Origin of the sequence: Streptomyces katrae (assembly GCF_000717655.1) — a bacterium.
Classification (GTDB): domain Bacteria; phylum Actinomycetota; class Actinomycetes; order Streptomycetales; family Streptomycetaceae; genus Streptomyces; species Streptomyces katrae_B.
The window spans coordinates 364383-383335 of the sequence record NZ_JNZY01000002.1 but is presented as its reverse complement, the minus strand read 5'-3'; the positions used below and the strand labels follow the sequence as shown (position 1 = coordinate 383335).

Genomic DNA, 18953 nt, shown 5'->3' with positions numbered 1-18953 from the left:
GCGCCTAGTTGTCGTCCTCGTCGATCAGGAAGCCCCGCATCGGCGACGGCGCCTGCTGCATCGGCTGCGGACCGGCCGGCCGCACCGGAGCCATCGGCTGCGTCATCGCGGGAGACATCTGCTGCTGACCACCGTACGAGGGGCCGCCCATCGGGGACGGGCCGCCCATCGGCGAGGGACCGCCCATGGGCGACGGAGCGCCCATCGAGTGCCCCATCGCTCCGGCCGGAGCCATCGACGGCGTCGGCGACGGCGGCAGCGCCGGACCGGCCGGGTTGCGCGGCGGGGCCAGGGAGTCGTCCGCCTGGGTCTCGAGCTGACGCAGCTGCGACTCCAGGTAGGACTTCAGACGCGTACGGTACTCGCGCTCGAAGCCCCGCAGGTCCTCGACCTTGCGCTCCAGCGTGGCGCGGGCGGACTCCAGGGAGCCCATCGCGACGCGGTGCTTCTCCTGCGCGTCCCGCTCCAGCGCGTCGGCCTTGGCGCGGGCGTCCCGCTCCAGGCCCTCGGCACGGCTGCGCGCCTCGCCGACGATCTTGTTGGCCTCGGAGCGGGCCTCCGCGATCGCCTGGTCGGCGGTCTGCTGCGCCAGCGACAGGACGCGGGCGGCACTGTCGCCACCGGGGCCCTGCTGCGGGAGCTGCGGCTGCTGCATCTGCTGCTGCATCTGCTGACCCATGGGCTGCATCTGCTGGCCCATCGGCTGCATCTGCTGGCCCATGGGCTGCATCTGCTGGCCGAGCGGGTTCTGGCCGCCCATGGACTGCTGGCCCATCTGCTGCTGGCCGCCCATGGTGTGCATGGGGCCGCCCATCGGGCCCGGACCGCCCGGACCCTGCGGTCCGTGTCCACCGGGGCCGGCCGGAAGCTGCGGCTGGCCGCCCGGCAGCTGCGGCGGGCCCATCTGCGGCGGGCCCTGCTGCGCCGGCGGGCCGGATATGGCAGCGGGCACGGGGGCACCGGGGCCGCCGGGGCCGCGCTGGTCCTGGGGTTCCGGCTTGCGCATGCCCTGCTGCTGCTGGTTCTGCGCGGCGGCACGCGTGGCGGCGGCCAGCTTGGCGCGCAGGTCCTCGTTCTCGCGCAGCAGGCGCGTCAGTTCGGACTCGACCTCGTCGAGGAAGGCATCGACCTCGTCCTCGTCATAGCCTTCTCGGAGGCGGACGGTCGTGAACTGCTTGTTCCGCACGTCCTCGGGAGTCAGCGGCATGTCTTCTTCACCTCTACGTAGTCGTCGGCAGTCGGCAGGACCGTATCGGGACTGTCCCCGCGCCTGCGGGGAAGCTCATCGTTCACACGCTTCTCGCAGCGGTGCTCACGAAACTGATGAGGATGTAAACGATGATCATCAGAACGAAGAAGGACAGGTCGAGTGCCACGCCCCCGAGACGCAACGGCGGAATGAATCGCCGGAGAAGCTTGAGCGGTGGATCGGTGACAGTGTAGGTGGCCTCAAGGACGACCACCATCGCCTTGCCGGGTGTCCATGAACGTGCGAACTGGAAGACGTAGTCCATCACCAGTCGGAAGATCAGCACGATAAGGAAGCACATCAGCGCGATGTAGACCACCTGCAGTGCGACGCCCATCCCGCGCTTCCCTCTCCCCTGCTCTCGCTCTGTCCCCGGCCCCGTGTCTGACGGATCGGTCTAGCTTTGGTTGAAGAACCCGCCCTCCGCGATGCGGGCCTTGTCCTCCGCCGTGACATCGACGTTAGCAGGCGACAGCAGGAACACCTTCTGTGTCACGCGTTCAATGCTGCCGTGCAGGCCGAAGACGAGGCCGGCGGCGAAGTCGACAAGTCGCTTCGCGTCCGTGTCGTCCATCTCCGTGAGGTTCATGATCACCGGAGTGCCCTCACGGAAGTGTTCCCCGATGGTACGGGCCTCGTTGTAGGTCCGGGGGTGCAGCGTCGTGATGCGGTACGGCTCCCGCTCGGAGACGACCTTGGGCATGATCACGGGGGCGTTCTTCTCCAGGTTCGAGCGTTCAGGTGTGATGGATGCCACGGGGGCAATTCGCGCAGGACGTCCGTTTTCCAGCGGCAATGGGATGGGTTCCCGTTGCGCCGGAGGCTGGGCGATTCTTACCGGTTCGTCCGTTACGGGCGGTTGGTGCACGGGCTGCTGGCGCCGGCGGTCCCGCTCCGGTTCCGGCTCGGGCTCGAACTCGTCGTCGGGGTCGTACCCCGGGTTGTCGTACCGGTCGTCCTCCACGAGGCCGAGGTAGACCGCCATCTTGCGCATCGCGCCGGCCATTCTCTGAGTCCTCCGCTCTGTGGTGGATCGCCCTGTCGCAGGTGTGTCGCTGTGTCACCAAAGTCACCAACTGCCCGCGATCCACGTGGTCCGTCCGCCCATCAGCGGTAATGACCATATTTTCTGCTGTGGTCCGACTTTCTTCGCGACGTTACCCGAGCCGGGGTCTCGCGCCGAGTACCGCAGTGCCGACGCGTACATGTGTCGCACCGGCCGCAACGGCCTGTTCCAGGTCTGCACTCATCCCGGCCGACACCATCGTGGCAGCCGGATGGTCCGCGCGCAGGCGGGATGACAATTCCACCAGCCGCTCGAAAGCGGCCTGTTCGCGTCCCGCGTAGGGCCCGGCCAGCGGAGCCACGGTCATCACACCGTCGATCCGCAGTCCGGGCGCCCCGGCCACGAGGTCCGCGAGTTCGGCGAGCTGCTCCGGAGCGGCGCCGCCCCGGGTCCCGCGCTCCCCCGACTCGGCGTCGAGGGCGACCTGTACGAGGCAGCCGAGTTCGCGCCCCGCTCCCTCCGCGGCCGCCGAGAGCGCGGTGACGAGCTTCGGCCGGTCGACCGACTGCACCACATGCGCGTATCCCGCCACGGAACGGACTTTGTTCGTCTGCAACTGGCCCACGAAATGCCAGCTGAGCGGCAGATCCGCGCAGGCCGCAGCCTTGGGGGCGGCATCCTGGTCGCGATTCTCAGCCACATGACGGACCCCCAGGTCCGCCAGCAGTCGTACGTCGCTCGCGGGGTAGGTCTTGGTGACGACGATGAGCGTCACTTCCTCCCGTCCGCGCCCCGCTGCCGCGCAGGCGGACGAGATGCGTTCCTCCACCCGCGCGAGGTTCTCCGCGAGCTCCGACTTACGGTCCGTCATTCTTCTTTTCCCCCGAGGGTCCGGGAGTCGCCCCCCGGGAAAGCTCTGTCAACCAGACATATCCGGCAAGCCGCCCGGTCACCCGGTCGCGGCGGTACGAGAAGTGGTCCCGCGACTCCAGTGTGCAGACCGGCGATCGGTGCAGGTTCACCACCCCCGCCTCCGCGAGCTGGGCGTGCACCCCGGCGACCACGTCGACGGACGGAGTCCCCCAACTCGTCTCGCCGTAGGCGGCCGGTACCGCCTCGGCCACCGCGTCCCGCATCTCGGCCGGCACCTCGTAACAACGGCCGCAGATCGCGGGTCCGGTCCGGGCGATGATCCGCCCCGGTTCGGCCCCGAGCGAGACCATCGCCTCCACGGCGGCGGGCACGACCCCGGCGACCAGTCCGGGCCGGCCCGCGTGGGCCGCTCCCGCGACCCCGGCGACGGGGTCGGCCAGCAGGACCGGGGTGCAGTCCGCGGTGAGCACCGCGAGGGCGAGCCCCCGACGGGTGGTCACCACCGCGTCCACCGCCGGTACGTCGGCGGCGGGGCCCCAGGGTCCGGGGACCACCGCCACGTCCTTGCCGTGCACCTGGTTCATCCAGACCACGTGGTCCGGCTCGATGCCCAGGGCCCCGGCCGCGACCGCCCGGTTCGCGAGAACGGCGGTGGGGTCGTCTCCGACCGCGCCGCCGAGATTGAGCTCTTCGTACGGAACGGCGCTCACCCCGCCCCACCGGTCGGTGAAGGCGAAGTGGGCGCCGTTCTCGATGTGCTGGTCCAGCGTCACTTCAAGAAGTCCGGAACGTCCAGTTCCTCGGCCGGGCTGTCCTGGTACGGCCGGGCCGTCGGGACCTGCGGCGCGGGGGCCGCGGCCTCGGCCGGAGCCGCCTCGGCCGGAGCCGGGGGGTCTTCGCGCGGGGTGACCGTGCCCAGTCCGCCGAAGGCCGGGCGCACCGGCTCTGCTGCGCGGACCGGCGCCGGGGCCGGCTCCTCGCGCTTGGTGGACGCGGCGCCGATGACGTTGTCCCGGCGGGCCGGGGGCTGTCCGCCGTCGAAGCCGGCGGCGATGACGGTGACCCGTACCTCGTCGCCGAGCGCGTCGTCGATGACGGCGCCGAAGATGATGTTCGCCTCGGGGTGGGCGGCCTCGCTGACCAGCTGCGCGGCCTCGTTGATCTCGAAGAGGCCGAGGTCCGAGCCGCCGGAGATGGAGAGCAGCACACCGCGGGCGCCGTCGATGGACGCCTCCAGCAGCGGCGAGGAGATGGCCATCTCTGCGGCGGCCACGGCGCGGTCGTCGCCGCGGGCGGAGCCGATGCCCATGAGGGCCGAGCCGGCCTCGGACATGACGGACTTGACGTCCGCGAAGTCGAGGTTGATCAGACCCGGGGTGGTGATGAGGTCGGTGATGCCCTGGACACCCGAGAGCAGGACCTGGTCGGCCGACTTGAAGGCGTCCAGGACCGAGACCTGGCGGTCCGAAATGGACAGCAGCCGGTCGTTGGGGATGACGATGAGGGTGTCGACCTCTTCGCGGAGCTCGGCGATGCCGTCCTCCGCCTGGTTCGCGCGGCGCCGGCCCTCGAAGGTGAACGGCCGGGTGACCACACCGATCGTCAGGGCGCCGAGCGAGCGCGCGATGTTGGCGACGACGGGTGCACCGCCGGTGCCGGTGCCGCCGCCCTCGCCGGCGGTGACGAAGACCATGTCGGCCCCCTTGAGGACCTCCTCGATCTCCTCGCGGTGGTCCTCTGCCGCCTTGCGACCGACTGCCGGGTTGGCGCCGGCGCCGAGGCCCCGGGTGAGTTCACGGCCGACGTCGAGCTTGACGTCGGCGTCGCTCATCAACAGCGCCTGGGCGTCCGTGTTGATGGCGATGAACTCGACGCCCTTGAGACCGACCTCGATCATTCGGTTGATGGCATTGACACCACCGCCGCCGACACCGATGACCTTGATGACTGCGAGGTAGTTCTGCGGTGCTGCCACGTCGAAGGCCTCTCGCCTCGAGTTACGTGTCGCCGCCTCGCGGGCCTGCGTTGCGACGACTGATGCCGAAATGTGGGACGGTCCGAACGCGCCGACCCGAACCCTAACCCTGAAGTTTAGGGTTAGGAGTGTGTCTGTTGCTTGGAACCCATGGGACTTCCGAACAGGACACTAAGTCGACAAGTAGCGCGTGTTCAACGAACACGCCGAACCTCCCGTTTTTCTTTTCACCCTATGTGATCACCCGTATCGGTGGCCAACCAGGGTGCGTCGCTGTTCGACCCGGCGTCAACTCCCGGACACCGCAGGGGCGGTGGGGACACTCACGTCAAAGTGGTCAGCCTTGGGCGCCGCTTTCAGCAGGGCGGTCAGCGCACGGCCCTTCGCCTCACCCTGCTCGCCGCTGCCCCACACCACGGTCCGGCCACGGGTCAACTCCAGCACGACCGAGTCGTACGACCCCACCTTGACCTGCACGGTCTCCTTGGCGACCGCCTCGGGGAGGTCTCCGGCGACGCCCACCGCCTCGTGCAGCAGCCGCTCCTCGTCGAAGCGGCGGCCGCTCGGCGACTGTGCCGCGGACAATTCGAGGACCGGAACACCCGCGGGTGCTTTCGGAACCGTGTCGAATCGCACACCCGAAGCGTCCACTTCCACGAACTTGGCGTCTTTTCTGATGAGCAGGACCGGTTTGCGCTCGGTCACTTTCAGCCCGATTCCGTGCGGCCAGGCGCGCACCACATCGACCGAATCGACGCGGGGCAGCCGGCTGCGGACCCGGTCCGCGATCTCGTCGGTGTCCACGGTCGCCAGCGGCGCCCCGACCGGTACGGCCGCGGCGGCCAGCACCTGCCCGGGGGTCAGCACCTGCGTTCCGCTTGCGGTCACCTTCTCGATCCGGAACCAGGAGGACCCGTAGAGCACCCAGCTGCCACCCCCGACGAGGAGCACCGCGGCGAGGAGGCAGAGCAGCACGGGGCCCCGGTGCCGCATGCGCCGGACGAGGCGCTGCAGACCGGGGCCCCGCGGGCCGGAACCCTTCGACGACCTGGGCGGCTTGGGCGGTTTGGGAGAGCCGGAGCCCTTGCCCTTCCGGGCGGACCCGGGATTGCCGCGCTGTGCGGTGGTCGCTCCGGCCACTCCTGTGCCTCCTGCGCTAGCGGTTCCTGTGGGCGGCGATCGCCTCGTACACCATCGCGACGAGCAGGTCGTCGGCGTCGCGGCGGCCGAACTCGGCCGCGGCCCGGGACATCTCGTACAGGCGGTGCGGGTCGGCGAGTACCGGGAGGACCTGGCTGAGCACCCACTCGGGGGTCAGCTCCGCGTCGTCGACGAGCAGGCCGCCGCCGGCCTTGACCACCGGCTGGGCGTTGAGCCGCTGTTCGCCGTTGCCGATCGGCAGCGGGACGTACGCGGCGGGCAGCCCGACGGCGGAGAGTTCGGCGACGGTCATCGCGCCCGCGCGGCACAGCATCATGTCGGCGGCGGCGTACGCGAGATCCATCCGGTCCACGTACGGTACCGGCACATACGGCGGCATCCCGGGCATGTTGTCGACACGCGGCAGTTCGTTCTTCGGGCCGACCGCGTGCAGGATCTGGATCCCGGAGCGCTGGAGGGTCGGCGCGACCTGCTGGATCGTCTCGTTGAGGCGGCGGGCGCCCTGCGAGCCGCCGGAGACGAGCAGCGTCGGAAGGTTCGGGTCCAGCCCGAACGCGGCACGCGCCTCCGGGCGGGCCGCGGCCCGGTCCAGGGTCGAGATGCTGCGGCGCAGCGGGATGCCCACGTAGCGGGCGCCGCGCAGCTTGCTGTCGGGGGTGGAGACCGCGACGGCGTGGGCGTAGCGCGAGCCGATCTTGTTGGCCAGTCCCGGCCGGGCGTTGGCCTCGTGGACGATGATCGGCACCCCGAGCCGCTTGGCGGCGAGGTAGCCGGGCAGGGCCACGTAGCCGCCGAAGCCGACGACGCAGTCGGCCTTGGTGCGCTCCAGGATCTCCTCGGCGGCCTTGATCGTGCCGCGCAGCCGTCCGGGGACGGTGATCAGCTCGGGGGTGGGCTTGCGGGGCAGCGGGACGGCGGGGATCAGCCCCAGCTCATAGCCGCGCTCGGGCACGAGGCGGGTTTCGAGCCCGCGCTCCGTGCCGAGGGCGGTGATGCCCACGGAAGGGTCCTGCCTGCGCAGGGCGTCCGCGAGGGCGAGCGCCGGCTCGATGTGGCCGGCGGTCCCCCCACCGGCGAGTACGACATGCACCGAAATTCACCGCTCTCCGGACGGACGCCTCTTGACGCTCCGTCTCATCGACTTCCATCTCTGCCCGGTCCGCTTCCAGCCGGTCTTCGGCTGGCGCATCGCGAGCGCCGCGCGCGCCGCCGGCTCCTCCCGCGCAAAGGCGATGAGCAGTCCGACCGCGAACATCGTCGGCAGCAGCGCGGACCCCCCGTACGAGAACAGCGGGAGCGGGACTCCGGCGATCGGCAGCAGACCGAGCACCGCACCGATGTTGATCACGGCCTGGGCCGTGATCCAGGTGGTCACGCCTCCCGCGGCATACCGTACGAAGGAGTCCTCCGTGCGTCCGGCCACGCGGATACCCGCATAGCCTAGAGCCGCGAACAGGGCGAGTACCGACAGCGTCCCTGCCAGACCCAGTTCCTCCCCGGTGATGGCGAAGATGAAGTCGGTATGGGCTTCGGGCAGTTGCCCCCATTTTTCCACACTGGCACCCAAACCGGAACCGAACCATCCGCCGGATGCGAGGGCGTAGATCCCGTGCACGGCCTGCCAGCACAGGTCGTTCCGGCCGGGGTCCGTCGCGCCGATGCAGGCGAGCCGGTCCATCCGGTGCGGGCTGGTCCTGATCAGCAGTGCGACGATCACACCCGCGAACGCCAGTACCCCGACGAACATCCGCGTCGGGGCTCCCGCCAGCCACAGCAGGCCGAAAAGGATGGCCCCGAGGATCATCGCGGTGCCCATGTCGCCGCCCAGCATGATCAGCCCGAGCAGCAGGAAGGCGACCGGGACCAGCGGCACCAGCAGGTGCTTCCACTGGCTCAGCAGCTCCTTGTCGCCCTTGCGGGACAGCAGGTCGGCGCCCCAGAGGATCAGCGCCAGCTTGCCGAACTCACTGGGCTGGAGCATGAACGGACCGCCAAGGGAGATCCAATTCTGGTTGCCGTTGATCGCCACCCCTATCCCGGGGACCTGGACCAGGACCATCAGGAACAAGGTTCCTGCGAGCACGGGATAGGACAGCGCCCGGTGCAGTTTGACCGGCATCCGCGAGGCGACCAGCAGCAGCCCGGTGCCGATCAGGGCGGCCAGGAACTGCTTCTTGAAGAAGTACGCGTCCCCCAGGCCCAGCTGGAGCGCTTTGATCATCGAGGCTGAGTAGACCATCACCAGGCCCAGCACGGTGATGAGCAGCGAGCTGCCGAAAATCAGGTAATACGCGGTGAGGGGCCGGTCCCAGGCCTTGCGCAACTGCCGCTGCGTACGCCGGATCCGCTCCAGCGGCCCGCGCCCGGCGGGCCGCCGCACCCCCACGGCCGGACGCCTGCGGCCCTGCGCCTTGACCGTCCTGGCGGGCTTCGCGTTCTTGACGGACCTGACGGCCTTCACGGCGGACGGCCGCCGCCCGGGCAGCACTTGCTTGGCCGGCATGTGTGACCTTCCCCTCCACTCGTACGAGGCGAGCAGCCGGTCGGGGAGGACTCGCCGACCTGAGAACGACCGGCCGGGCCTACGCGCTCTCGGCGGCCAGTTCGCGCACCGCGTCCGCGAATGCGTCCCCGCGCTTGTTGTAGTTCGCGAACATGTCCATCGAGGCACAGGCCGGTGCCAGCAGAACCGTGTCGCCGGGCTCTGCGAGCCGGGCCGCTTCCCGGACCACTGCGAGCATCGCCCCAGTGTCGGTCCGCTCGAGGTCGACGACCGGGACCTCGGGGGCGTGTCGCGCCAGCGCCTCGGCGATCAGCGCCCGGTCGGCGCCGATCAGCACCACGCCGCGGAGCTGCTTCGCCGACTTCTGGACGAGCTCGTCGAAGGTCGCGCCCTTGGCGAGGCCGCCGGCGATCCACACGACGGGCTCGAAGGCGGCCAGGGAGGCCTCGGCGGCGTGCGTGTTGGTGGCCTTGGAGTCGTCGATGTACGTGACCCCCGCGACCTCGTCCACGTACGCGACGCGGTGCGCGTCGGGGCGGAAGTTGCGCAGGCCGTCGCGGACCGCGCGCGGCGCGACGCCGAAGGCACGGGCCAGGGCCGCCGCGGCGAGCGCGTTGGCGATGTTGTGCGGGGCCGGCGGGTTGACGTCCTTGACCTCGGCGAGCTCCTGGGCGTTCTTCTGCCGGTTCTCGACGAAGGCGCGGTCGACGAGGATGCCGTCGACGACGCCGAGCATGGAGGGGCCGGGGGCGCCCAGGGTGAAACCGATCGCCCGGCAGCCCTCCTCGACGTCCGCCTCGACGACCAGGGCCTCGGTGGCCGGGTCGGCGACGTTGTAGACGCAGGCCACCGTGTTGCCCTCGTAGATGCGGCCCTTGTCGGCGGCGTACGCCTCCATCGAGCCGTGCCAGTCGAGGTGGTCGGGGGCCAGGTTGAGCACGGCCGCCGAGTGGGCGCGCAGCGAGGGCGCCCAGTGCAGCTGGTAGCTGGAGAGTTCGACGGCGAGCACGTCGTACTGCTCCTCGCCGAGCACCACGTCGATGATCGGGGTGCCGATGTTGCCGACGGCCGCGGTCTTCAGACCCGCGGCCTTCAGGATCGAGGCGAGCATCTGGGTGGTGGTGGTCTTGCCGTTCGTACCGGTGATCGCCAGCCACGGGGCCGCTTCCGGGCCGCGCAACTGCCAGGCGATCTCGACGTCCCCGACGACCTCGACGCCGGCCGCCGCTGCGGCCGCGAAGAGCGGGCTGTCCGGCTTCCAGCCGGGCGAAGTGACCACCAGGTCGGTGCCCTCGGGCAGAACGTCGCCGGCGCGAGCGCCGTCGGCCAGGTGTCCGAGGCGGACCTCGACGCCCAGCTCCGCGAGCTCGGCGGCCCGCGCACGGTGCGCGTCGCCGTCCCCGTTGTCGACGACCGTCACGACGGCGCCGAGGCCGGCCAGGGCGCGGGCGGCGCTGATGCCGCTCACGCCGAGACCGGCGACGGTGATGTTCTTGCCCTGCCAGGACGTCACTTGTCCGCTGCCCATCCCGCGTAGAAGAGTCCGAGACCCACGATCACGCACATGCCCTGGATGATCCAGAACCGGACCACCACCAGGACCTCGGACCACCCCTTCAGTTCGAAGTGGTGCTGCAGCGGGGCCATCCGGAAGACGCGCTTCCCGGTGAGCTTGAAGGAGCCGACCTGGATGACGACCGACATGGTGATGAGGACGAAGAGGCCGCCGAGGAGGGCGATCAGGAACTCCGTGCGGGAGCAGATCGCGAGACCGGCGAGGGCGCCGCCGAGGGCCAGCGAGCCGGTGTCGCCCATGAAGATCTTGGCGGGGGAGGTGTTCCACCACAGGAAGCCGAAGCAGGCGCCCATCAGTGCCGAGGCGACGATCGCGAGGTCCAGCGGATCTCGTACCTCGAAACAGGCGTTGGGGTTCGTCAGGGTCTGCGCGTTGGCGCACGACTCCTGGAACTGCCAGACGCCGATGAACGTGTAGGCACCGAAGACCATCACCGCGGCGCCGGTGGCCAGGCCGTCCAGACCGTCGGTCAGGTTCACGCCGTTGGACATGGCCAGAATCATGAACAGCGCCCAGACCACGAACAGCACCGGGCCGATCGACCAGCCGAAGTCCGTGACGAACGACAGCTTCGTGGAGGCGGGGGCGTTGCCGCGGGCGTCCTTGAACTGCAGCGCGAGCACCGCGAAGGCGATGCCGACGATCAGCTGGCCGGCCATCTTGGCCTTGGCCCGCAGACCGAGCGAGCGGCGCTTGACGATCTTGATGTAGTCGTCGAGGTAGCCGACGAGGCCCATGCCGGCCATCAGGAAGAGGACCAGCACGCCGGAGAACGTGGGCTGACTGCCCGTGATCACCTTCGTCAGGGCGTACGCGATGATCGTCGCCAGGATGAAGGAGATACCGCCCATGGTGGGCGTGCCCTTCTTCCCGGCGTGGCCGCGCGGGCCGTCGTCGCGGATGAACTGGCCGTAGCCCTTGCGGGCCAGCAGCTTGATCAGCAGCGGGGTGCCGATCACGGTCAGGAACATGCCGATGACACCGGCGAAGAGGATCTGCCTCATCGGTCGGCGACCTCGCCCCCGCCGGCCAGCAGCGCCAGAGCGACCCGCTCCAGGCCGACCGACCTGGAAGCCTTCACCAGCACGACGTCACCCGGGCGCAGTTCCCTGCGCAACAGGTCGATCGCCGCCTGCGCGTCGGACACGACCACCGACTCCTCACCCCACGAACCCTCGTTATATGCGCCCAGTTGCAGCCAGGACGCTTCCCTGCCCCCGACTGCGACGAGCTTGCTCACGTTGAGCCGGACGGCAAGCCGTCCCACCGCGTCGTGCTCGGCCAACGATGCGTCCCCGAGCTCGGCCATGGGACCGAGCACCGCCCACGTACGTCCCCCGTCGGCCCTGGCGGTGCCGCCCATCGCGGCAAGCGCGCGCAGAGCGGCCCGCATGGACTCGGGATTCGCGTTGTAGGCGTCGTTGACGATCGTCACGCCGTCCGCCCGCTCGGTGACCTCCATCCGCCACCGGGACAAGGTGCCCGCCTCGGAGAGCGCGGTGGCGATCTCCTCCACGGACATGCCCAGTACATGGGCGACGGCGGCCGCGGCGAGCGCGTTCGACACGTGGTGCTCACCGTACAGGCGCAAGGTCACTTCGCCGCACCCGGTGGGTGTGTGGAGTGTGAAGGAGGGTTGTCCTGCCGGTGTCATACGGACTTCGGTGGCCCGTACGCCGGCGTCGTCGGCCTCGCCGAAGAGCACCGTGCGGGCCTTCGTCCGGGCGGACATCGCGCGCACCAGCGGGTCGTCGGCGTTCAGGACCGCAACTCCGCCCTCGGCCGCGGACGGCAGGGCCTCGACCAGCTCGCCCTTGGCCTGGGCGATCTGCTCGCGGCCGCCGAACTCGCCGATGTGGGCGGTCCCGACGTTGAGGACGAGTCCGATGCGCGGCGGGGTCAGGCCGGTGAGGTACTCGATGTGCCCGATGCCGCGGGCGCCCATCTCCAGCACCAGGTGCCGGGTTTCCTCCGTGGCGCGCAGCGCGGTGAGCGGCAGGCCGATCTCGTTGTTGAGGGAGCCCGGGGTCCACACGGTGGGCGCGTGGGCCTGGAGCACCTGGGCGATGAGGTCCTTGGTGGAGGTCTTGCCGGCGGAGCCGGTCAGGGCCACCACGTCGGTGCCGAGGCGCTCGACGACGGCTCGGGCGAGGGCGCCGAGGGCCTTCTCGACATCGGCGACGACGATCGCGGGGACGCCGACGGGCCGGGCGGCGAGGACGGCCGCGGCTCCGGAGGCGACCGCGCGCTCGGCGTAGTCGTGGCCGTCGACGTGCTCGCCGGCGAACGCGGCGAACAGGCTGCCGGCCTCCACCTGACGGGAGTCGATGACGACGGGCCCGGTGATCCGCACGGACGGATCCGGTATGTCGTGGGGCCGTCCGCCGGTGATGTCGGCGATCTCGGCGAGGGAAAGGGCGATCACTGGTTCACCTCGGCCTGTCGGACGTTGCTGCCTTGCTGGCGTTCGATCGCGGCGCGGAGCACCGCGCGGTCGTCGAAGGGCCGTACGACGCCGGCGGTGTCCTGGCCCTGCTCGTGGCCCTTGCCCGCCACGAGCACCGTGTCGCCGGGCTCGGCGCGGGCGACCGCGGCGGCGATGGCCGCGGCGCGGTCGGCGTCGACGAGGACGGTGCCGCGCTCTTCGGCGGGTACGGAGACGGCGCCCTCGAACATCGCGGCGAGGATCGCGAGGGGATCCTCGGAGCGCGGGTTGTCGGAGGTCAGTACGGCGGTGTCGGCGAACCGGGCGGCCGCGGCGCCCATCGGGGCGCGCTTGGTGGTGTCGCGGTCGCCGCCGCAGCCGAGCACGATGTGCAGCTTGCCGGCCGTGACCTCGCGCAGCGCGCGCAGCACCGATTCGACGGCGTCCGTCTTGTGCGCGTAGTCGACGACGGCGAGGTACGGCTGGCCCGCGTCCACCCGCTCCAGCCGGCCGGGGACCCCGGGGACCGCGGCGACGCCGTCGGCGGCGGTCTGCGGGTCGAGTCCGGCGGCGGCGAGCGTGACGATCGCGGCGACGGTGTTGGCGACGTTGAACGGACCGGGCAGCGGGGCCGTGGCCCGTACGCGCTGCCCCTGGGGGCCGACCAGGGTCAGCGTGGAGTCCATGTGCCCGAACACCACGTCCTCGGCGCGCCAGTCGGCGCCCGCATCGCCCGCGGCGGAGAACGTGACCACCGGGATCGCGGCCTCCTTGGCGAGGCGGCGGCCGTACTCGTCGTCGACGTTGACCACCCCGAGGCGGGCACGGCGCTCGGTGAAGAGCTGTGCCTTGGCCTGGAAGTAGTCCTCCATGTCGGAGTGGAACTCCATGTGCTCCGGGCTCAGGTTGTTGAAGACGGCGACGTCGAAGACGCATCCGTCGACCCGGCCGAGCACCAGGGCGTGGCTGGAGACCTCCATGGCGACGGCTTCGACCCCGCGTTCGCGCATGACCGCGAACAGGGCCTGGAGGTCGGTGGCCTCGGGGGTGGTGCGCTCCGACTTGATGCGCTCGTCGCCGATGCGCATCTCGACGGTTCCGACCAGTCCGGTGCTGCGTCCGGCGCCGCGCAGACCGCCCTCGACGAGGTACGCCGTGGTGGTCTTGCCGGAGGTGCCGGTGATGCCGATCTGGAGCAGGCCCTCGCCGGGACGGCCGTAGATCGCTGCGGCGAGCTCGCCCATCCGGCCGCGCGGGCCGTCGACGGCCAGGACCGGCAGGCCGGTCGCTGCTGCGCGTTCGGCGCCCGCCGGGTCGGTCAGCACGGCCGCGGCGCCGAGCGCGGCCGCCTGGGCCGCGAAGTCGGCGCCGTGCAGCTTGGCGCCGGGCAGGGCCGCGTACAGGTCGCCGGGGCGCACGGCACGGGAGTCGTGCGTGATCCCGGTGATCTGCGGGGGCTGCGCCGCGGCGGCTGCGCCGGTGGCTTCGATGCCCAGCAGGGTGGCCAGCTCGCCCAGGGGGGTCGGGCGGGCGGCCTGGGGCCGGGGCGCTCCCGGCGGCGTTGCCGGGGCGTCTTGCTGGGTGGTTCTGGGCTGATCAGCGTGGGGCACGGCGGTGAGCGTACCGGGCGCGGCGGGCCGCTCGCGAAGTGAGGGCCCGGCCGTGCCGCCGGCGGCCGTCGGGTTCCCGGGTTTCGGGGTGATCGTTGTCACTGATGGTGCCTCACGGATTTCTGGCGGGCCGGCGGGGCGGCCCGGGTCACTGGCCGGGCTGCGGGGTGGGCTGGGGGGCGGGCGGTGCGGAGGGCTGGGGGCCGGCGTCGAAGGTGACCGGGAGCCCGGCGGGGGCGCCTCCGGTCGGGGCGACCTGGAGGGTCTTGAGGGCGAACTCCATGACCTTCTTGTAGATCGGTCCGCAGATCTGACCGCCGAAGTAGCTGCCCTTCGTGGGGTTCTGGATGGCGCAGTAGACGGTGATGCGCGGGTTGTCCGCGGGCGCGAAACCGGCGAAGGAGGCGGTGTAGCCCTTGTAGCGGCCGGTGGCCGGATCCACCCGGTTGGAGGTGCCGGTCTTGCCGCCGACGCGGTAGCCGGGGATGCGGGCCTTGGTGCCGGTGCCCTCCTGGTCGTCGACGACCGACTCGAGCATCTCGGCCAGCGTCTTCGCGGTCTCCGGGCTGATCACCCGGGTCTGCTCGGGGGCCGGGGCCGGGGTGAAGCGGCCGTCGGGTCCCTTGGTGCCGCGGACCAGGGTGGGCGCGATCCGGACGCCGCCGTTGGCGATCGTCGAGTACACGGAGGCCGCCTGCATGGCGTTGAGGGAGAGGCCCTGGCCGAAAGGGATCGTGTACTGCTGGGAGGTGGACCAGGCCTCGGGCCGGGCGAGGATGCCGCGGGACTCGCCCGGGTAGTTCAGGCCGGTGGGCTGTCCGATGCCGAACTTGTTCAGGTAGGAGTAGAGGACCCGGTTGGCCTCGGGCTGGCTGGCGCCGAGCTGGCCGGTGGCCAGGATGGTGCCGATGTTGGAGGACTTGGCGAGGACCCCGTTGAGGGTGAGGTACCAGGTCGGGTGGTCGATGTCGTCCTTGAACAGCCGGTCGCCGCGGTGCAGCCGGTTGGGCACCTCGACGTGGGTGCCGGGGGTGGCCTTCTTCTCCTCGAGGACGGCGGCCATCGACATCACCTTGGCGGTGGAGCCGGGCTCGTAGACGTCCTGCAGGGCCGCGTTGCCCATGGCGGCGGAGCTGGCCTTCGACAGGTCGTTGGGGTCGAAGCCGGGGGCGTTGGCCATGGCCAGCACCTCTCCGGTGCGGGTGTCCTGGACGATGACGTAGCCGCGGTCGGCCTCGGACTTGGCGACCTGCTCGGTGATGGCGCTCTGCGCCGCCCACTGGATGTCGCGGTCGATGGTCAGCTCGATGTCCTCGCCGGGCACGGCGGGCTTCTCGCTGGACCCGGCCGTGGGCACGCGGCGGCCGCCGGACTGGGCGTACGTGATGGCGCCGTCCTTGCCGGCCAGCTTCTTGTCGAGGGAGGACTCGAGGCCGCCGGCGCCCTTGCCCTCGGCGTTGACGTAGCCCAGTATCCCGGCGGCCAGGTCCCCGTTGGGGTACACGCGCTTGCTGCTGTCCTCGTTGAACACGCCGGCGAGGACGTTGGCGCCGGGGCCGTTGTTCTTCTTGTCGGCGGCGGCCTTGTCGGCGAAGACCCGCTTGAGGTCCTTGATCTGGTTCCAGACCTGTGGGGTCTGGCGGCGGGCGAGGACGACGTAGCGGGTGTTCTTGGTCTTCAGGCGGGCGGCGAGCTCCTTGGCGTCCTTGCCGAGGATCGGCGCGAGGAGGGCGGCGGCCTGCTCGGGGGCGTCCGGGGCCTTGCTGTCCTGCGGGGTGAACATCTTCGGGTCGGCGGTGATGTCGTACGCGTCGACGCTGGTCGCGAGCGCGACGCCCTTGCGGTCGGTGATCTCGCCGCGCTCGGCGGCCAGGGTGTAGCTCGCGAAGCGGTTCTCGGAGGCCTTGGCGGAGTACGCGGAGGCGTCGACGGCCTGCACCTGGAGCAGTCGCACGACGAAGGCGAGCATGACGAGGGTCAGCCCGACGCTGACGAGGCGCAGGCGGGGCTTGGGGCTGCCGAGGCGGATGGTGTGCGGCTGCCTCGCGGGGGCGGGCCGCCGGGTCGCGGGCCGCGAATTGGCCCGCGCCCGCTCACCCCCGCCGGGCCGCGCCCGTCCGGGCCCGGGCACCCGCCGCCCGTCCTGCCCCCTCACGTCACCACCCCGCGGGTCCGTACCGCCGCCGGGCCCGGCCAGGCCCGACCACCCCCGGGGCTCCATCCCCGCCCCCGCGCCCCGATCGCCGGCGAGGCCGGATCCGGCCGGCCGTGCCGGATGGCTCGGCAGCGCCGGACGGCCCTCGGGCTCCGCATGGCCGGCTGCGGCCCGGTGGGCCGGGTCGCCCGGCGGGCGGCTTCGGCGGCGCCACACCCGTGCGCGACGTACCCGGCACCCGGACGTACGGCGGGCCGCGTCGCCCGGAGGGCAGCTTCGGCCCCGCCGGCGTTCGAGGCGCGGGGGTGCGGGGGGCGGCCCCTGCCCGCGGCGGCGTGCCCCTGCGGGGCCGGGGCGGAGCCCGGGGAACGGTGGAAGGGCGGGCAGGGGACGGCCCGTGCCCCGCGCGGCGGCAGCCCGCCGGGCCTGGCCGGGGCCGGCGATCCGGTGCAGGGAGAGGGTCCCGCCTGGGGTGCCCCCGGCGGGAGCTGGGGGAGGGTCCGCGTCACGACGTCACCTTCCGGGGGTCGGGTTGGACTGAGGGGCTCCGCCGGGTACGGACCGGCCGGTCTGCGGTGCGCCCGCCGGCCCCCCGGCCGGGGCGGAGCCCGCGGTGTCGGCCGGGCCGCCGACGGAGCCGCCCGGCTGGCCGGAGCCCGGGACACCGCCCGAGGCCGAGCCCTGGGGGCCGCCTTGGGCGGAGCTCTGGGGGCCGCCTTGGGCGGAGCCCTGGGGGGCGGCCTGGGCAGAGCCCGGGCCGGCCGTCTGGGCGGGGCCCTGGGTGCCGCCTGAGGCCGGGCCCGGGGTGGCGGCCGGGGCGGGGCCTGCGGTGCCGGGCGGTGCGCCGGCCGGGGCCGGGGTGGCCGACGGGGGCGGGGGCTCCGCTGCTGCCGCCGCGCCCGTGACCTTGCCGTCCGGGCCGATGAAGACCGGGCTGCCCCCCGGGACCAGGCCCAGTTCGTGCGCCCGCCGCTGCAGCGCGTCGGGCGCCGAGTACCCGTCCACGTCCCGCTGCAGCGCCTGCTCCTCGTCCGTGAGCGCGGTCGTCTCCTTCTTCAGCTTGCTCAGCTGGAAGGAGCCCTGGTTGAGCGCCGAGTTCAGGAGCAGCAGGCTGATCAGCCCGCCTGCGAGCAGCGCCACCACCAGCAGGACGAACGGCGTCCGCGCCGCCTGCCCCGGAGGGCCGCCCCGCAGCCGCCCCAGTCCCCCGGCTTTGCTCACAGCCGCGCCTCCCGGATGCGCTCGACTCCGCGGAAGCGGGCCGGAGCGGCCCGCCGGTTCTCGGCGATCTCCTCCTCCGTGGGCAGCTCCGCGCCACGGGTGAGCAGCTTCAGCTTGGGCTGGTACTTCTCCGGGACCACCGGCAGCCCGGGCGGGGCCGTCGAGGCCGCGCCCGCCGCGAAGACCTGCTTGACGAGCCGGTCCTCCAGCGAGTGGTACGAGAGCACCGCGATCCGGCCGCCCACCGCGATCCGGTCCACCGCCGCCGGGATCGCCCGCTCCAGACCCGACAGCTCGCCGTTGACCTCGATCCGCAGCGCCTGGAACGTCCGCTTGGCCGGGTTGCCGCCCGTCCGCTTCGCCGCCTGCGGCAGCGCGTCCCGGATCAGCTCGACCAGCCGCGCGCTGTTGCTGAAGGGCTCCTTCTCCCGCTCGCGCACGATCGCCGACACGATCCGCTTGGCCTGCTTCTCCTCGCCGTACTGGCGCAGGATCCGTACCAGCTCTCCGGGCGCGTACGTGTTGAGGACCTCCGCGGCGCTGATGCCGGTCGTCTGGTCCATCCGCATGTCCAGCGGCGCGTCCTGCGCGTACGCGAACCCGCGGTCGGCCTCGTCCAGCTGCATGGAGGAGACGCCCAGGTCGAAGAGGATGCCCTGGACGGCAGGGATGCCCAGGCCGTCCAGGACCTCCGCGAGGTCGGCGTAGATCGCGTGGACCAGGGTGGCCCGGTCGCCGAAGGGGGCGAGCCGCTCGCCAGAGAGCCGCAGGGCCTCCTTGTCGCGGTCGAGGCCGATCAGGTGCGCCTCGGGGAACCGGGTCAGCAGGGCCTCGCTGTGGCCGCCGAGGCCGAGGGTGCAGTCGACGACGACGGCCCCGGGCCTCTCCAGCGCCGGGGCCAACAGGTCCAGGCACCGCTGGAGCATCACCGGGACATGTCGGGACTCGCTAGTCAAAGCGCCCTCTCAGATAACGGCGCGGCAGGCATACGCCGCGCCGCGCACGCGGAGTGTTACTGGCGACGCCGGGCGCTGTTGCTCCCCAGGTCGTAAGAGACCGGGCGGCCGGTCAGGGCCGGGCTCCGGCCGGTTCGCGTCACTTTAGTGCAACGGTCGCCGCGGTCAACGAACCGCCCCGCGCGCCGTGCGCCCCTCTCGTACGGAACCCCCAAAAGCCGCGAATCACCTGAACGGCCGCCC

16 protein-coding genes are annotated in these 18953 nt (G+C 71.8%); all 16 read right to left on the bottom strand.

The features are described 5' to 3' along the window. Positions 1–4 precede the first annotated feature (4 nt). The 16 genes from IF09_RS0103935 to rsmH all read right to left on the bottom strand — a co-directional run bounded on the left by IF09_RS0103935 (position 5) and on the right by rsmH (position 18680). Positions 5–1207, bottom strand: a complete 1203-nt coding sequence (locus IF09_RS0103935) for a DivIVA domain-containing protein (protein WP_030291907.1) — start codon at positions 1205–1207, stop codon at positions 5–7. An 82-nt stretch (positions 1208–1289) separates the two neighbouring features. Beyond that, positions 1290–1586: a YggT family protein gene (locus IF09_RS0103930; protein WP_030155988.1), complete on the bottom strand. Its 297-nt coding sequence runs from the start codon at positions 1584–1586 to the stop codon at positions 1290–1292. A gap of 60 nt (positions 1587–1646) precedes the next feature. Further along, entirely contained in the window at positions 1647–2255 is a 609-nt protein-coding gene (locus IF09_RS0103925; protein WP_030291906.1) for a cell division protein SepF, read from the bottom strand. A gap of 151 nt (positions 2256–2406) precedes the next feature. Then, entirely contained in the window at positions 2407–3126 is a 720-nt protein-coding gene (locus IF09_RS0103920) for a YggS family pyridoxal phosphate-dependent enzyme (protein ID WP_030291905.1), read from the bottom strand. Next, positions 3113–3901, bottom strand: a complete 789-nt coding sequence (pgeF, locus tag IF09_RS0103915) for a peptidoglycan editing factor PgeF (protein ID WP_051832063.1) — start codon at positions 3899–3901, stop codon at positions 3113–3115. The genes IF09_RS0103920 and pgeF overlap by 14 nt, the downstream gene beginning before the upstream one ends. Beyond that, positions 3898–5103: a cell division protein FtsZ gene (gene ftsZ, locus IF09_RS0103910; RefSeq protein WP_030291903.1), complete on the bottom strand. Its 1206-nt coding sequence runs from the start codon at positions 5101–5103 to the stop codon at positions 3898–3900. Before ftsZ ends, pgeF begins: the two co-directional genes overlap by 4 nt. Positions 5104–5391: 288 nt before the next feature. Further along, entirely contained in the window at positions 5392–6243 is an 852-nt protein-coding gene (locus IF09_RS0103905) for an FtsQ-type POTRA domain-containing protein (protein ID WP_030291902.1), read from the bottom strand. Between the two features lie 16 nt (positions 6244–6259). Continuing rightward, positions 6260–7354 (bottom strand): undecaprenyldiphospho-muramoylpentapeptide beta-N-acetylglucosaminyltransferase, encoded by a 1095-nt coding sequence (gene murG, locus IF09_RS0103900; RefSeq protein ID WP_030291900.1) that lies wholly within the window; start codon positions 7352–7354, stop codon positions 6260–6262. A gap of 6 nt (positions 7355–7360) precedes the next feature. Then, positions 7361–8767 carry a putative lipid II flippase FtsW gene (gene ftsW, locus IF09_RS0103895; protein ID WP_030291898.1) on the bottom strand — a complete coding sequence of 469 codons (1407 nt, stop codon included), beginning with the start codon at positions 8765–8767 and terminating at the stop codon, positions 7361–7363. Positions 8768–8846: 79 nt separating this feature from the next. After that, the gene (gene murD, locus IF09_RS0103890) at positions 8847–10295 is read right to left on the bottom strand and encodes a UDP-N-acetylmuramoyl-L-alanine--D-glutamate ligase (protein ID WP_030291897.1); all 1449 of its coding nucleotides are present in this window, start codon (positions 10293–10295) and stop codon (positions 8847–8849) included. Then, positions 10277–11347, bottom strand: a complete 1071-nt coding sequence (gene mraY / locus IF09_RS0103885; RefSeq protein WP_030291896.1) for a phospho-N-acetylmuramoyl-pentapeptide-transferase — start codon at positions 11345–11347, stop codon at positions 10277–10279. Before mraY ends, murD begins: the two co-directional genes overlap by 19 nt. Continuing rightward, positions 11344–12768: a UDP-N-acetylmuramoyl-tripeptide--D-alanyl-D-alanine ligase gene (locus IF09_RS0103880; RefSeq protein WP_030291895.1), complete on the bottom strand. Its 1425-nt coding sequence runs from the start codon at positions 12766–12768 to the stop codon at positions 11344–11346. The genes mraY and IF09_RS0103880 overlap by 4 nt, the downstream gene beginning before the upstream one ends. Next, entirely contained in the window at positions 12765–14480 is a 1716-nt protein-coding gene (locus IF09_RS0103875) for a UDP-N-acetylmuramoyl-L-alanyl-D-glutamate--2,6-diaminopimelate ligase (protein WP_030291894.1), read from the bottom strand. The genes IF09_RS0103880 and IF09_RS0103875 overlap by 4 nt, the downstream gene beginning before the upstream one ends. Before the next feature lie 46 nt (positions 14481–14526). After that, positions 14527–16599, bottom strand: a complete 2073-nt coding sequence (locus IF09_RS0103870; protein ID WP_158709904.1) for a peptidoglycan D,D-transpeptidase FtsI family protein — start codon at positions 16597–16599, stop codon at positions 14527–14529. Positions 16600–17046: 447 nt separating this feature from the next. Next, on the bottom strand, positions 17047–17754 hold the full coding sequence (locus IF09_RS46720; protein WP_037633846.1) for a hypothetical protein: 708 nt from the start codon (positions 17752–17754) through the stop codon (positions 17047–17049). Beyond that, on the bottom strand, positions 17751–18680 hold the full coding sequence (rsmH, locus tag IF09_RS0103860) for a 16S rRNA (cytosine(1402)-N(4))-methyltransferase RsmH (RefSeq protein WP_030291891.1): 930 nt from the start codon (positions 18678–18680) through the stop codon (positions 17751–17753). Before rsmH ends, IF09_RS46720 begins: the two co-directional genes overlap by 4 nt. Between the last annotated feature and the right edge of the window lie 273 nt (positions 18681–18953).